Origin of the sequence: Sulfitobacter sp. M85 (assembly GCF_029285915.1) — a bacterium.
GTDB classification, from domain to species: domain Bacteria; phylum Pseudomonadota; class Alphaproteobacteria; order Rhodobacterales; family Rhodobacteraceae; genus Sulfitobacter; species Sulfitobacter faviae.
In genome coordinates this window covers 99,058-113,632 of sequence record NZ_JABECQ010000007.1, presented here as the reverse complement: position 1 = coordinate 113,632, position 14,575 = coordinate 99,058, and the positions used below count along the sequence as shown (strand labels likewise).

14 protein-coding genes are annotated in these 14,575 nt (G+C 62.2%); 5 read left to right on the top strand and 9 right to left on the bottom strand.

Features of this window, described 5'->3' with window-relative positions:
• Window positions 1-193 precede the first annotated feature (193 nt).
• The 4 genes from HKX24_RS14205 to HKX24_RS14190 form a co-directional block, all read right to left on the bottom strand.
• Complete coding sequence (locus HKX24_RS14205) at window positions 194-790, bottom strand: L,D-transpeptidase (RefSeq protein ID WP_271691322.1); 597 nt, start codon at window positions 788-790, stop codon at window positions 194-196.
• 111 nt (window positions 791-901) lie between these two features.
• On the bottom strand, window positions 902-1,651 hold the full coding sequence (locus HKX24_RS14200) for a hypothetical protein (protein ID WP_276154068.1): 750 nt from the start codon (window positions 1,649-1,651) through the stop codon (window positions 902-904).
• Window positions 1,648-2,628 carry an FAD/NAD(P)-binding protein gene (locus HKX24_RS14195; protein ID WP_276154067.1) on the bottom strand — a complete coding sequence of 327 codons (981 nt, stop codon included), beginning with the start codon at window positions 2,626-2,628 and terminating at the stop codon, window positions 1,648-1,650. The genes HKX24_RS14200 and HKX24_RS14195 overlap by 4 nt, the downstream gene beginning before the upstream one ends.
• Window positions 2,629-2,675: 47 nt before the next feature.
• Entirely contained in the window at window positions 2,676-3,245 is a 570-nt protein-coding gene (locus HKX24_RS14190; protein WP_067267369.1) for a DUF882 domain-containing protein, read from the bottom strand.
• Window positions 3,246-3,576: 331 nt separating this feature from the next.
• Here HKX24_RS14190 and HKX24_RS14185 point away from each other — a divergent pair, with 331 nt between their 5' ends.
• The 4 genes from HKX24_RS14185 to HKX24_RS14170 are packed head-to-tail and all read left to right on the top strand — an operon-like array spanning window position 3,577 to window position 7,821.
• Complete coding sequence (locus HKX24_RS14185) at window positions 3,577-5,193, top strand: L,D-transpeptidase family protein (protein WP_271691319.1); 1,617 nt, start codon at window positions 3,577-3,579, stop codon at window positions 5,191-5,193.
• 34 nt (window positions 5,194-5,227) lie between these two features.
• On the top strand, window positions 5,228-6,319 hold the full coding sequence (lpxD, locus tag HKX24_RS14180; RefSeq protein WP_271691317.1) for a UDP-3-O-(3-hydroxymyristoyl)glucosamine N-acyltransferase: 1,092 nt from the start codon (window positions 5,228-5,230) through the stop codon (window positions 6,317-6,319).
• Window positions 6,320-6,351: 32 nt separating this feature from the next.
• Complete coding sequence (locus tag HKX24_RS14175; protein WP_271691316.1) at window positions 6,352-6,609, top strand: acyl carrier protein; 258 nt, start codon at window positions 6,352-6,354, stop codon at window positions 6,607-6,609.
• Window positions 6,610-6,612: 3 nt separating this feature from the next.
• On the top strand, window positions 6,613-7,821 hold the full coding sequence (locus tag HKX24_RS14170) for a beta-ketoacyl-[acyl-carrier-protein] synthase family protein (RefSeq protein ID WP_271691315.1): 1,209 nt from the start codon (window positions 6,613-6,615) through the stop codon (window positions 7,819-7,821).
• Window positions 7,822-7,890: 69 nt separating this feature from the next.
• Here the strand turns inward: HKX24_RS14170 and HKX24_RS14165 are convergent, their stop codons facing one another.
• Window positions 7,891-8,541, bottom strand: a complete 651-nt coding sequence (locus HKX24_RS14165) for an invasion associated locus B family protein (RefSeq protein ID WP_271691314.1) — start codon at window positions 8,539-8,541, stop codon at window positions 7,891-7,893.
• Window positions 8,542-9,009: 468 nt separating this feature from the next.
• On the opposite strand from HKX24_RS14165, the gene HKX24_RS14160 reads away from it, so the two are divergent.
• Window positions 9,010-10,548: a helicase HerA-like domain-containing protein gene (locus tag HKX24_RS14160; protein WP_271691313.1), complete on the top strand. Its 1,539-nt coding sequence runs from the start codon at window positions 9,010-9,012 to the stop codon at window positions 10,546-10,548.
• A 74-nt stretch (window positions 10,549-10,622) separates the two neighbouring features.
• Here the strand turns inward: HKX24_RS14160 and HKX24_RS14155 are convergent, their stop codons facing one another.
• Genes HKX24_RS14155 through HKX24_RS14140 form a run of 4 tightly spaced genes read right to left on the bottom strand, consistent with a single transcriptional unit; the run spans window position 10,623 to window position 14,537 of the window.
• On the bottom strand, window positions 10,623-11,927 hold the full coding sequence (locus tag HKX24_RS14155) for a branched-chain amino acid ABC transporter permease (RefSeq protein ID WP_271691311.1): 1,305 nt from the start codon (window positions 11,925-11,927) through the stop codon (window positions 10,623-10,625).
• The gene (locus tag HKX24_RS14150) at window positions 11,924-12,934 is read right to left on the bottom strand and encodes a branched-chain amino acid ABC transporter permease (protein WP_271691310.1); all 1,011 of its coding nucleotides are present in this window, start codon (window positions 12,932-12,934) and stop codon (window positions 11,924-11,926) included. The genes HKX24_RS14155 and HKX24_RS14150 overlap by 4 nt, the downstream gene beginning before the upstream one ends.
• Window positions 12,935-12,936: 2 nt before the next feature.
• Window positions 12,937-13,758: an ABC transporter ATP-binding protein gene (locus HKX24_RS14145; RefSeq protein WP_209217788.1), complete on the bottom strand. Its 822-nt coding sequence runs from the start codon at window positions 13,756-13,758 to the stop codon at window positions 12,937-12,939.
• Entirely contained in the window at window positions 13,755-14,537 is a 783-nt protein-coding gene (locus HKX24_RS14140) for an ABC transporter ATP-binding protein (protein ID WP_067266791.1), read from the bottom strand. The genes HKX24_RS14145 and HKX24_RS14140 overlap by 4 nt, the downstream gene beginning before the upstream one ends.
• Window positions 14,538-14,575 lie beyond the last annotated feature (38 nt).

Here is a 14,575-nt window from a genome sequence, read left to right as displayed (position 1 = left end):
GACGCTAGTCGGTCCCGCGAAAAGCGTTCAAGACCTGTTACACAGTCGTCGCAGAAACGTGTGTGCCGCCACCGCAGGCAAACCTCTTTGGCCCGTGTGAAATGTTTCAATCCTACTGGTCGACCGAGAGGCACAAAAAAGCCCGAAGCGGATATTCTCCGCTCCGGGCTACTTGATGTGGCCGAAAGAAAACTCAGCCGATGGGTTCGTAAAGCACCACGCGGGTGTTCATCGGCACGCGGTTATAGAGCTCGGCCATCTGATCGTTCACCAGACGGGCACAGCCGTTCGAGACGCGTTTGCCCAATGTGCTGGGGTCATTGGTGCCATGGATGCGCAAGAAGGTATCGCCGCGCTCTTCCGTGAAGAGATAGAGGGCACGCGACCCCAGCGGATTGTCCAAACCGCCTTCCATACCATCGGCGTATTTCTTGTATTTCTCCGGTTCGCGGTCAATCATACTTGGGGTCGGGGTCCAGCTCGGCCATTCCTTCTTGGCACCGACGTAGAACTCACCGGATTCGTAGAGACCAGGGCGGCCCACGCCCACGGTATAGCGCCACGCCATATTGTCGGGCAGTGTCCAGTAGAGTGCGAAATTGTCGGGATCGACGTGGATTTCATAGGGCGGCGCGCCTGCCGCGATCGGCACTTTGCGCGGCATCATCTCTGGCGGCACGTCATAGCTCGGCATTTCCTTGGGCGGGTGCGCCAGTGCGGGCGTGGCAAGGACACCGCCGAATGCGGCACCGCTGGCGGCTACACCGGTGATGAAATGTCGTCTCTTCATTGCGTCGTTCCCCTATTCTTCAATCTCGTGTTGAAAGGGAAACCGTTTCAGCGCCTTGCCGTTCCATCGCGCGGGCCGGATCACAAACTGTTGTAGCCAAGCGGCAGCGTGTCAAACCGACAGCCTGTCGATCACGCCCTGCGCCCAACGGTCGGCGGATTGGCCAAAGCAATCGTGCAGGGAATCCACCGCCGTCACGCTGCCGAGCGCCAGCCGCCCCAGCAGGCAAAGGCCGGGCACGGGGCGTCCGTCAGGGGCGCGCAGCGTCCCGTCAGGCGCGGTCGCTGCGGCCAGATCGGATGACAGCGAGGAGACCAAACCTTGGGAGATGAGATCGGGCAGGGGCGGTGCTGCGATGACCGAGAGGTTCGGCGCAGGCAGCACCGCGTCGACGATGACCGACACCTCCGCCGCGTGCCCCTCCGCCTGCAATGTCCAGCCTTGCGCGCTATTCGTGATCTCTGGATCGGTGGCGAAGGACAGGTCGACCAGCCCTGCGTCGATCAGGGCCAAAAGCTCCCGAGCGGAGGCGAGGGGTGGGCCGTAGGAATATCGTTTCAGCCCCTCATCGAAGTCTATCAGCCGCTTGGATGTCTGGGGCGACGCCTTGCCCGGGTTGAAGGCCGCGCGCCATGCGTCCTGCCATTTGCGCCAAACCTGCCCGAGCGTGTAGCCAATACTCGGCGCGACCTCTCCGGTGGCCAAGTCTATCCCATGGCGCAGCGCCTCCATTGGGGGCAACTGGTCCTGCGTGCCGGGGTCTGACCATTCCACCTTGAGCCAGTTCGCGATTTCCGCCGCCCCCACATTCTGAGGTGCAAGGATACGCGCAACCACGGGCAGGAGGGCGTCAGAGATCAACGAAGGCGCCTCCTCGGGTGCCGCATTGATCGCAGCGGTGGCGGCTTTTGAGAAGCCCGTGGTCTCTTCCGATGTGGGATCGAACAGCGCGTCGAAAGCGGCATCCTGTGGCTTGGGGAAGGGGGGGGCCCGTTGAGCGAGAAGGGCAGAATGCGGCAGGGCTCCCGGCCCGAGGCATGATAGCCCGCCGCGTCGAAACGCCCGCCCTGTGCCATGGTCAGACCGCGCAACACGTCATAGGTCGACAGCCCCAAGCCCCGAATCGCGACGTGCTTGCCCCGCCATGCCGCCGCCCTCGGGCGCAGATCTGCAGCCGGATAGGCCTGCGCGACTTCCGCCTCGCGCCGCGCCGCGTGCTCTTCCCAATCGGCCCACTGCGCGTCCGGCTCGACAGGGGGCTGCCCGAGGGTGAGGAGCACTTCGTCATATAGCGCCTCCGACCCGCTTTCCGATTGCACACGCCAGCCTGCCCCCTCGGGCGAGATGCGGGCCACAGCGGCGGGGATCACCCTGCAAGTCACGCCAGTTTTCGTAAAACCCCGGGCAAAAAGATCGTCCCGCCGCGCCATAAGGTAGCGGCCCATTTCAGCGCGGGAGGGGAAACTGTCGGGATCTACGGCGCGGTCTTGCCACTCCGCGAAATGTCCGACCCGCGACCCCTTCGGCGGGCGGATCGCGATATCTCGGTTTGGGATGTTAAGCAGACAATAGGTGGGCTCCGAGGGGGCGAAGTTCGGACCCGCGCCGGGATGGGGGCCGGGTTCATAAAGGTCGATCTGTATCCGCCCTTCGGTCCCCGTAAGCCGTTGCGACAGAGCCTCCAACGCGCCAAGGCCGCGCGGCCCGAAACCGATCACCGCAATGCGCGCCGCCTTTATCTGCATCTCTTTCCCCGGCATGTGTTTGGCGCGACCGTAGAGCCGTACCACCGCCAGCGAAAGCCCACCGGCGACAAAATCGGGCAACAAAAAAGGCACCCGAAGGCGCCCTTAACAATTCACTCATCCCGCCCGAGAGGCTGCGATCAGCCGCCCCAGCTGCGCACTGTGCCGCAGTCCATATGGGTGAAGTTCGAGCCGGAGTAGCGCCCGACACCGCCACCGCGACAAGCCATCGCCGCGCGCGCCACCTGATGCACCGAGCGCGAGGCGAGGCGCAGGTCAGCGGCCTGACCCTTGAGGTGCAGCGAATTCTTGGCCACACCGCTGGAACGGGAGCGCAGCATCGCGTTGGTTTTCGGGCTGCGGTAGCCGGAGAGGAGCATATAGGGCTCGTTCACATCCAGCAGATTATGCGACGCGGCCATGATATCGATGGTGCGCAGGTCCATGTTGATGACATCGTCGGTCCGCCAGTCGCGCATGAAATGATTGATTTCGGCAAAGGCGTCTTTGATATAGTGGCCTTCGATCCAATAGATCATGTCCAACCGCTCACCGGTGCGGCCCGAATACATGCGGATGCGGCGAATGTCGCCTGCGCCCCGTAGAAAGCCTGCCGCGTTCGAGAAGGTGGGAGCTGCTGCAACGGTGGTTGCTGCGAATGCGCCGAGAAGGGCGCGCCGGGTCATCCCCGAGGAGCTTTTGCCTGTCATGTGTCTCTGTCCCGTCGTCTGCCTAAGTTACCCAAGATGTTACATGGGCCATTCATCTCATCCCCAGATGCAACATTGTTATTGCATAGCGGGAAAACCTGACCAAGGGCTGAATCGGAATGGTTCCCGAGTGGTTCAAATTTAGGCAAGTTTTTGCGCAATGCGTTTAAAAAACCCAAGGTTTGCAGGGGCAACCGATGCGCAATCCGCACAGGCCATCACGCGTTTTTCCTGCGAACGGAAATTTGAATGGACTTGCGCGTAGTATTATTGGCAAACCGGGCAGGCAATAGGGTCGCGCGGCGGCAATGGTATATTCACGGGGTACGACATGGGTTTCAGCGCGACTTTTTCACGGCAACTGTCCAAATTTATCGCAGGGTTTGCCCTGTTGATTTCGGCACTGGTCCTTGCCGCGCCTGCCACGGCGCAGGTCACCGCCTTCAAACAAGCCGTCGCCGAAGCTGCTGCCCAAGACGATGACATCGCCGCCTTCTACCGTGAGAACGATTATACCGCCATCTGGACCGGGGCCGCCGAAGAGCACCGTGCGCGCCGGTCGGAACTGATGCGGGCGATCACCACGGCGGATGATCATGGCCTGCCGGTCACCCGCTACAACCCCGATGCCGTCTTGGAAATGCTGCGCACAGCCAAGACCCCGCGCGACCGGGGATTCGCCGAGGTGGAGTTGAGCCGCGTGTTCCTGCGCTATGCCCGCGACGTGCAGACCGGTGTGCTGATCCCCAAACGGATCATCAGCCAGATCGTGCGCGAAATTCCATACCGTGACCGCAAGACCTATCTGCAAGACCTGCCCAAATCCACGCCTGCCGCTTATTTCCGCGCCCTGCCGCCGCGCAGCCTTGAGTATAATGCGCTGCTGAAAGAGAAGATCGCGATGGAAAAACTGCTGTCGCAGGGCGGCTGGGGCCCCTCGGTGCCCGCGGGCAAGCTTGAGCCGGGTGATACCGGAAATGACGTGATTGCCCTGCGCAACCGTCTGATCGCCATGGGCTTTCTGAAGCGGTCCAACGCCATGGGCTATGACGCCAGCCTGACCGAAGCCGTGCGCCAGTTCCAAGAGGCCCACGGGCTGAACACCGATGGCGTCGCCGGTCCGGCCACGATGAAACAGATTAACATTGGCGTCGAGCAGCGGCTGCAATCGGTCATGGTCGCACTTGAGCGTGAGCGTTGGTTCAACACCGACCGCGGCAAACGCCATATCCTTGTGAACATCCCCGATTTCTCGGCCAAGATCATCGACGATGGCAAGATCACCTTCCAAACCCGATCGGTCGTGGGGGCCGCGCGCGAGGACCGTCCAACGCCCGAATTCTCGGACGTGATGGAGCATATGGTGGTCAATCCCAGCTGGTATGTGCCGCGGTCGATCGTCACTGGGGAATACCTGCCGCAGCTCAAACGCAACCCCTATGCCGTGGGCCATATCGAGATTACCGACAGCCGGGGCCGCAAGGTGAACCGCGGCGCGGTCAACTTTAGCCGCTACACCGCGCGGACCTTCCCCTTCTCCATGCGCCAACCGCCCAGCAAGACCAATGCTTTGGGTCTGGTGAAGTTCATGTTCCCCAACAAATACAACATCTACCTGCATGACACCCCGGCCAAGAGCCTGTTTGCCCGCGACGTGCGTGCCTTCAGCCATGGCTGCGTGCGTCTGGCCGAGCCCTTTGAATTCGCCTATGCGCTGCTGGCCCCGCAATCAGCAGACCCGGAAGGTGAGTTTCAGGCCATTCTGCGCAGCGGACGCGAGACGCGCGTCGTCCTCGAAGAGCAGGTGCCGGTGCATCTGATTTACCGCACCGCCGTGACCAACGCCCGCGGCCATACCGAATATCGCGATGACGTATATGGCCGGGATGCGCTGATCTGGAACGCACTCTCCAAGGCGGGGGTGGCCTTGCGCGGCGTTCAGGGGTAACTCTCGGGCGCGCAACAAGTAAGGGCCGCCCGAAATGACCTATAGTGTTCAGCAAATCGCCAAAGCCGTCGGCGCCAGCGCCGAGGGTGACATCGAACTCAAGGTAAGCGGCGTCGCGGAACCCGCCAGCGCCAAATCGGGCGAAATGGCGCTGGCGATGGACCCACGCTATGCCAGAAGCCTTTCCGATGGCGCCGCCGAAGTGGCGATGCTTTGGGAAGGGGCCGACTGGCGCGCTCTGGGCCTCAAGGCCGCGATCCTGCCCAACCGCCCGCGCTACGCGCTTTCCGGCGTGACGCGGATGCTCGACAAGGGGCAGGGGTTCAAGCCGGGCATCCACCCCACTGCCGTGATCGACCCCGAGGCCGTGCTGGGCGAAGGCGTCTCGGTCGGCCCCTTGGCGGTGATCTCTGCCGGGGCGCGGATCGGCGCGGGCAGCGTCATCGGGCCGCTGTGTTTTGTCGGCGTGGATGCGACATTGGGCGATGGCTGTTTTCTGCGCGAACATGTCAGCATCGGCGCGCGGATCACCATTGGATCGGGTTTCATCGCGCAGTCGGGCGTGCGCTTGGGCGGCGACGGTTTCTCTTTCGTGACGGCTGAGCTGTCCACCGTGGAAAGCGCGCGGCAAACGCTGGGCGATCAGGGTGATGCCGCCCCGCAGCCTTGGACCCGTATCCATTCGCTCGGCGCCGTGACCATCGGTGCGGATGTCGAAATGGGCATGGGCTCTACCATCGACAACGGCACCATTCGCGACACGCAGGTCGGCGACGGCACGAAAATCGACAACCTCGTGCATATCGGCCACAACGCGGTGATTGGCAAAAACTGCCTGCTCTGCGGGCAGGCGGGCGTTGGCGGCTCGACCCGCGTGGGCGACAATGTGGTGCTGGGCGGGCAGGTCGGTCTGGCGGACAATATCACGATTGGGGACCGGGTGATCGCAGGGGGCGGGACGATCGTGCTGTCCAACGTGCCCGAGGGACGCACGATGCTGGGCTACCCCGCCACACAGATGAGCAAGCAGACCGAAATCTACAAAGCGCTGCGCCGTTTGCCCAAGTTGCTGCGTGATGTCGCGGCCTTGCAAAAGGTGGTTTCCAAAGGCGACAAGGCTGACTAAACCTGCCGCGGACATATGTTGGGGGACGCCGCATGAGCACTCAGGATCAGGTCATTACCATCCTCGCCGAACAGGCCATGATAGAGCCGGAGGATGTCACGCTCGACAGCACGCTCGAAGACCTCGGGATCGACAGCATGGGCGTCGTGGAATGCATCTTTGCCATCGAAGAGACATTTGACGTGAACGTGCCTTTCAACGCCAACAGCCCCAGCGAAAGCGATTTCGACATCTCGACCGTGCGCAGCATCGTCGCCGGGGTGGAGCGGCTGCAGGCCGAACAGAGCTGAGCGATGCGGCGCGTTGTCATCACCGGCGCGGGCACGATCAACGCTCTGGGCCTGTCGGTGCCCGAGACGCTGGCGGCCATGCGCGAGGGCAAATGCGGCATCGGTCCGCTAGAGTTCCGGGATGTGGAGCGGCTGGCCATCCGCATCGGCGGTCAGGTGCGCGGGTTCGAGGCCGAGGGCCGCTACAACCGCCAGCAAATCGCGCTTTATGATCGGTTCACGCAATTCACCCTCACCGCCGCCCGCGAGGCGATCGAACAATCGGGCCTGACCTTCACCGATGACTTGGCCGCCCGCGCAGGGGTTGTGCTTGGCACGGCGGGGGGCGGTGTCTCGACATGGGACGACAATTACCGCGCGGTTTACGAAGAGGGCAAAAATCGGGTGCATCCCTTCGTTGTGCCCAAGCTGATGAACAACGCCGCGGCCAGCCATGTCAGCATGGAATGGAACCTGCGCGGGCCGTCCTTCACCGTCTCCACCGCCTGTGCCTCGTCGAACCACGCCATGGCGCAGGCCTTTGCCATGGTCCGCTCTGGCATGAGCCCGGTGATGGTGACGGGCGGATCGGAATCCATGCTCTGCTTTGGTGGGGTGAAGGCTTGGGAAGGGCTGCGCGTGATGAGCCGCGATGCCTGCCGCCCGTTCTCGGCCAATCGCAACGGAATGGTGCAGGGCGAGGGCGCGGGTGTCTTTGTCTTTGAAGACTATGAACATGCCCGGGCGCGGGGGGCCGAGATCCTTTGCGAAGTGGCCGGTTTCGCCATGACCTCGGATGCCAGCGACATCGTGATGCCCTCCAAGGCCGGGGCCGCGCGGGCGATGGAAGGGGCGCTGGCCGACGCGGGCATCAACCGCGAAGAGGTCGGCTATATCAACGCCCATGGCACCGGGACGGCGGCCAACGACAAGACCGAATGCGCCGCCGTGGCGGATGTTTTCGGCACCCATGCGGACCGGCTGATGATCTCTTCCACCAAATCGATGCATGGTCATATCATCGGTGGCACCGGGGCGGTTGAGCTTCTGGCCTGTATCATGGCGCTGCGGGATGGGGTGATCGCGCCGACCATTGGCTATGAGGAACCCGACCCGGAATGCGCGCTCGACGTCGTGCCCAATGAGGCACGCGAGGCGCAGGTCGATGTGGCGCTCAGCAATGCTTTCGCCTTTGGCGGGATGAACGCCGTGCTGGCGCTGCGCCGCGCCTGAGCGACGCGCGGCCATAAAAAATGCCGCCCCCGAGGTCGGGCGCGGCATTCAAATCGGTAAAATCCAGTCTTACTGCTCGATCACCGAGACTTCGTCGTAGCTGGCGGTGAACCCGTCGAGCGAGAGGGTCAGCTTCACTTCCTGATCCGGTGCCAAAGCGGGCACGATGGTCAGCACCGCTTCCTTGCCGCGTTTGAAAGCACCGATATCGGCATCGGTCAGACCCATGCGCACATAGCAGCCCACGGGGTTGCAGAAGGCATAGGGATAGCGGCGGGCCTTGCCACCGTCGACCGACAGGGTCAGCTGCGCGGGCAGGGCGGTCTCAAGCGGGACGACAACCGTGGCACCGGCCTTGGCCTGACCCCCATCGGGCAGACGGAAGAGCGAGACTTCGGCAACCGGCGCGCCTTCGCCATCGGCGAGAAGCTGGTACATCTGGCAGGGGTCGACCTCTTCTTCGGTCTTGATGCAGCGCATCTCCCAGGAACCGATCTCTTTCTTGGTGTAGGGTTTGCCCAGTTCGGGGTCTTTGTCCGCGTCTTCACCAAGGCTCAGCTGCTCTTCGATCTGCGAAGCATTGCCGCTGGTGCCGGGCTGGGGCTGCTGCTCTTCGGTCTGAGCGGTGTCCTCTTCCGTGGCAGTCTGGGCGAAAGCCGTCATCGGGGCCGTCAGTGCAAGCGCTGCACAAAGCGGCAGGGCGGTCATAAACTTGCTCATGTCATATCCACATTTGTTGCGTTATCGCCCCTTACCACGCCGCCCCGGGATTGTCAGTGCCAAGGGCCGCATTTCGATCAAGGTTCGGGCAATTTCATGCCGACCCCGACGAAGATGGTTTTCTCACGATGTCAGAGGCTTACAGGGCGGAAATGCAAAAGGGGACGCAGCGCGCCCCCTTTCCGTGTACTTTCTCCCCGTCGGACTGGGCCGACTTATTAATGCCACGTTAGGCAAGCGCGTGATGCCGGTCAACAGGAAAAATGCGACAATCTGTCAGGGTTTTAGCATGGCCCTCGGCAGAAAAAGGGCCGCACCCGAAGGCGCGGCCAAGTCTAACAGGGAGGAAGTACACCCACCCGATGAAAGGACATGCGAGCGGGATGCCTTCACTATGGCGCGCAAAGGTTAAGTTTGTATGCTCTAGTGGAACGGACGAATGGCTAAAATTGACAGAAAGGCCCTAGCGTGAGCAGTGACATCTTTATCGGCGGCGGCGGTCCCGACCATGCGACAAAGCAATTCCTCGATCTTGGCTATGCCAACCGTCACGGGCTGATTGCAGGGGCGACGGGTACGGGCAAAACGGTGACGCTGCAAATCCTCGCCGAGGGTTTTGCCAATGCCGGGGTGCCGGTGTTCTTGTCGGATGTGAAGGGCGATCTGTCCGGCCTTGCCGTCGCGGGGAGCGAGGCCACCAAACTGCACGGCGCTTTCACCGAACGCGCGGCCAAGATCGGCTTTGACGACTATAGCTATCAATCCTTCCCGGTCACCTTTTGGGATCTCTTTGGTGAGCAGGGCCACCCCGTCCGCACCACGGTTTCCGAGATGGGGCCGCTGCTCATCGCGCAGTTGCTCAGCCTGTCCGAGGCGCAGGAGGGCATCCTGAACATCGCCTTCCGCGTGGCCGATGAGGAAGGGATGCCGCTTTTGGACCTGAAAGACCTGCAATCCCTACTGGTCTGGGTCGGCGAGAATGCGAAGGACTTGGCGCTGCGCTATGGCAATGTCTCGACCGCCTCCGTCGGCACCATTCAACGGCGGCTGCTGGTGCTGGAGAACCAAGGCGGCGCGCAGTTGTTTGGCGAACCGGCGCTGGCGCTCTCGGACCTTATGCGCTGCGATGCCGAAGGGCGCGGGCGGATCAATATCCTCGCCGCTGACAAGCTCATGGCCTCGCCCAAACTTTATGCGACTTTCCTGCTGTGGCTCATGTCCGAACTGTTCGAGGAACTGCCCGAGGTCGGCGACCCCGACAAACCGAAACTCGTGTTCTTCTTTGACGAGGCACATCTGCTGTTTGACGATGCGCCCAAGGCGCTGGTCGACAAGGTGGAACAGGTGGCGCGTCTCATCCGCTCCAAAGGCGTCGGGGTTTATTTCGTCACCCAGAACCCCGCCGATGTACCCGACGATATTCTTGGCCAGCTTGGCAACCGTATCCAACACGCGCTACGCGCCTTTACCGCGCGGGATCGTAAGGAACTGCGCCAAGCCGCCGAGACCTACCGCGAGAACCCGCGCTTCGACACCGAAGAGGCGATCCGCGAGGTCGGTGTTGGGGAGGCCGTGACCTCCATGCTGCAACGCAAGGGCGTGCCGGGCGTGGTGGAGCGTACCTTGATCCGACCGCCGTCTTCGCGGCTCGGCCCGATCACCGTGGCGGAGCGTGCGGCGGTGCTGGCGGACTCCGATTTGGCGGGGAAATACGAGACCGTGCAGGATCGCGAGTCGGCCTATGAAATGCTGAAGGCCCGCGCAGAAGCGGCGGCCAAAGAGGCGGAAAAGATCGAAGCCGCGGCAGAGGCCGAGGACGCAGCCGCGCGTGAGTTCCAGAAGGCCCGCCGCTATGGCGGGGCACGCAGCGGCGGCAGCCGGTCAAGCCGCAAGGCGACCGACGGTTTCGGCGATGCCATCGCGAGCGCGGTGATCAAAGAGCTGAAAGGCACCACCGGGCGCCGGATCGTGCGCGGCATCTTGGGCGGATTGTTCAAGGGGCGCTGAAGCGGCCTGAGAAATGAAAAAGGGGCGCGGTAGTGCGACCGCGCCCCTCTTTATCTTGTGAAGCTCTGCGAGCGTTACCGCTCGGGGATCAACCCACGCGGGCTGAAACGCAGGACCAGAAGCAGCACGATGCCCATGGTCAAGAGCCGCATATGCGCCGCGCTCTCGATCAGATGGGCCTTCAGCGCCGATCCTTCGGACATGCCCGCCGTGATCAGGTTCATCAGCCACAGGCCCATCGGCTCGACCTGCACCCAGAGGAACCAGATCAGGAAGCCGCCAAGGATCGCGCCGAAGTTGTTGCCCGAGCCGCCAACGATCACCATCACCCAAATGAGGAAGGTGAAGCGCAGCGGCTGGTAGGTGCCGGGCGTCAACTGGCTGTCCATCGTCGTCATCATCGCCCCCGCGATGCCGCAGATCGCGGAGCCAAGGATGAAGACCTGCAAATGCCGCGCGGTCACGTCTTTGCCCATGGCCTCTGCCGCGACTTCGTTGTCGCGGATCGCGCGCAGCATCCGGCCCCATGGCGAGTGCAGCGCACGCTGGCTCATCCACAACAGGACGATCAGAACAGCGGCGAAGAGCGCGATATAGAGCAGTTTGACCCAGAGCGTCGAGGCGTCTACGGGATCAAAGCCAAGGCCCGCCGCACGTTCCACGAAGGCGGGGTTGTTTTGCAGGTCGATCTCGTAAGGCACGGGGCGGGGCAGGCCGATCACGTTCTTCACGCCACGGCTCATCCAGTCTTCGTTTTTCAGTACCGCGATGATGATCTCGGCAATCCCCAGCGTCGCAATCGCCAGATAGTCCGACCGCAGGCCAAGGGCCGTCTTGCCGATCAGCCACGCCGCGCCAGCGGCAAAGAGGCCGCCCACGGGCCAAGAGATCAGCACCGGCAGGCCAAGACCCCCGAGATAGCCGGTCTGCGCGGGGTTGATCGCCTCGACCGCTTGAACGGCGGGGTCAAGCAGGGCACGGAAGATGAAGAAACCAATGACCAAGACCGCGATCACCGAAAGCGTGCGCAGCGTGCCGGGGGCCATACGCTTCATCAGCATGACCGCCGCCACCACGGTGCCCGCCCCAAGCGCCAGCGCCCCCAGAATGGCGAAACCACCGGTGGACCAAGCGCCCTCGGTCGGGGGCATGGAGACCAGAACAGCCGCCAGACCGCCAAGCGCCACAAAGCCCATGACGCCCACGTTGAACAGACCCGCAAAGCCCCATTGCAGGTTCACCCCAAGCGCCATGATCGAAGAGATCAGACCCATGGCGATGATCAGCAGGGCCGAGTTCCAGCTTTGCGCAAAGCCGGTGTAGATGATCATCAGGGCGATGATCGCGAAAAGGATCGTGTTTTTCACAGTCTGGGTCATACCGATTTCCCCTTGAACAGGCCGGTTGGCTTGATCAGCAGAACGATTAGAAGAATGACGAAGCTGACCGCAAATTTGTAATCCGTGCTCATGAGCTGCACCAAGCCGTCCGGCTGCAACCCTTCGGGCATCACATAGCCCAGCACCTTTTTCCATGCGTAGGTGATCGTGACCTCGCTAAAGGCGATCACGAAACCGCCCGCGATGGCCCCCACCGGAGAGCCGAGCCCGCCGACGATGGCCGCCGCAAAGATCGGCAGCAGAAGTTGGAAATAGGTGAAGGGTTTGAAAGACTTGTCGAGGCCATAGAGCGTGCCTGCGATGGTCGCCAAGGCGGCCACGATCATCCATGTGATCATCACCACACGCTCGGGGTTGATGCCCGACAAGAGCGCCAGATCCTCGTTATCGGAATAGGCGCGCATGGATTTGCCCGCCCGCGTCTTGTTGAGGAACCAGAACAGCAATGCGACGACGATGATCGCGGTGACGATGGTGATGCCTTGGGTGGTCTTGAAGGCAAGACCTTCGCGCAGGCCGGTCATTTCTTTGAAATCCCGCGCCGACATGATGAAACGCTGCCCGTCGAGGAAGTTCTGATCGTCCGCGCCGATGATGAAACGGGTGATCCCGTTGTAGATGAAGGTCACGCCGAGCGAGACGATCACGAGGATCACCGGCTTGGCCTTCTGTTCACGGTAGAACTTGTAGACCACCTTGTCGGTGCCGAGCACCAGCAGCATGGTAAAGGCGATGCCGAAGGGCAGGGCCAGAAGCGCCGTCGGCAGCACGCCGAGGCTCAGACCCATGGACTGGAACAGCCATGTCATCAGGATCGTCGCCATGGTGCCCATGGCCATCGTGTCGCCATGGGCGAAGTTGGAAAACCGCAGGATGCCGTAGACCAGCGTCACGCCAAGCGCGCCGAGCGCCAGCTGCGAGCCATAGGCGATGCCCGGAATGAGCACATAGTTCAAAAGTGCAATGAAAGCGTTGAGCAGATCCATGTTCAGCCCCCCAGAAACGATTTGCGGACTTCAGGATCGGCCAAAAGCTCTTTGCCGGTGCCGGTAAAGGCATTCGCCCCCTGCACGAGCACATAGCCTTTGTCCGCGATTTCAAGCGCTTGACGGGCGTTCTGTTCGACCATCAGGATCGGGATGCCCGTGCGGGCGACCTCGATGATCCGGTCGAAAAGCTCGTCCATGACGATGGGCGAGACACCCGCCGTCGGCTCGTCGAGCATCAGCACCTTGGGCTGTGTCATCAGCGCGCGGCCCACGGCCACCTGCTGGCGTTGCCCGCCCGAGAGTTCACCCGCCGCCTGATGGCGCTTTTCCTTGAGGATCGGGAAAAGGTCATAGACCTGCGTCATCGTATCGCGAAAGTCATCGCGGCGGATGAAAGCGCCCATCTCAAGGTTCTCTTCGACCGACATGGAGGTGAAGATGTTCGAGGTTTGGGGCACGAAACCCATGCCCTTGGCCACACGGTCCTGCGGGCTGAGTTCGGTGATGTCTTCACCATCCAGCCGCACATGGCCTTTGCGCATGTCGAGCATGCCGAAGACCGCCTTCATGCCGGTGGATTTGCCCGCCCCGTTGGGGCCGACGATCACCGCGATCTCGCCGCGGTCCACGGCGATGGTGCAGTCATGCAGGATGTCGGGGCCGTTGCCGTAGCCCGCCGTCATGCCGTCACCAATCAGGAAGGGGCCGCCGGGGGCGGGGTGGGTTTTGCCGCTGGCCTTGGGCATGATGCTGCCTTGGCCCTTCGCGTTGCCGACCGACCAATCTTTGTTGCCGCGGTCGCCGTAGGGATCATTGCTCATGCGCCTACCTTGTCCTTGTTCTTCAGCCCGGTGCCGAGATAGGCCTCGATCACCTGTTCGTTCGCCTTGATCTCATCCAACGTGCCTTCGGCCAGCACGTGGCCCTCAGCCATGCAGATCACCGGGTCGCAAAGGCGGCCGATGAAATCCATGTCATGCTCGATCACGACGAAAGTGTAATTGCGCTCTTGGTTAAGCCGGATGATCGCGTCGCCGATGGTGTTCAGCAGCGTCCGGTTCACGCCCGCGCCGACCTCGTCGAGGAAGACGATTTTCGCATCCACCATCATGGTGCGGCCAAGCTCCAGCAGCTTTTTCTGCCCGCCCGAGATCTGGCCCGCTTTCTGTTCGGCGAGATGTTCGATGGTCAGGAACTCAAGCACCTCATCGGCTTTGGCCTTCAGCGCGCGTTCTTCGTTGGCGATGCGTTTGGTGCCGAACCATGTGTTCCACAGCGTCTCGCCCGACTGATTGCCTGGCACCATCATCAAGTTCTCGCGGCACGACATCGAAGAGAACTCATGCGCGATCTGGAAAGTGCGCAGTAGCCCCTTGTGGAAAAGCTCATGCGGGGGCAGGCCGGTGATGTCCTCCCCGTCCATGGTGACGCGGCCCGAAGTGGGCTGAAGCACGCCGGCAATTACGTTGAACAGCGTGGTTTTCCCCGCGCCATTTGGGCCGATCAAACCAGTGATCGATCCTTTCTCGATCGACAGGCTTGCCCCGTCGACGGCGTGAAACCCGCCGAAGTGTTTGTGTACGTCGTCTACGACGATCATATGTCCATCCCCGTGTCCGCCACCTTGTGGCTGGTTTT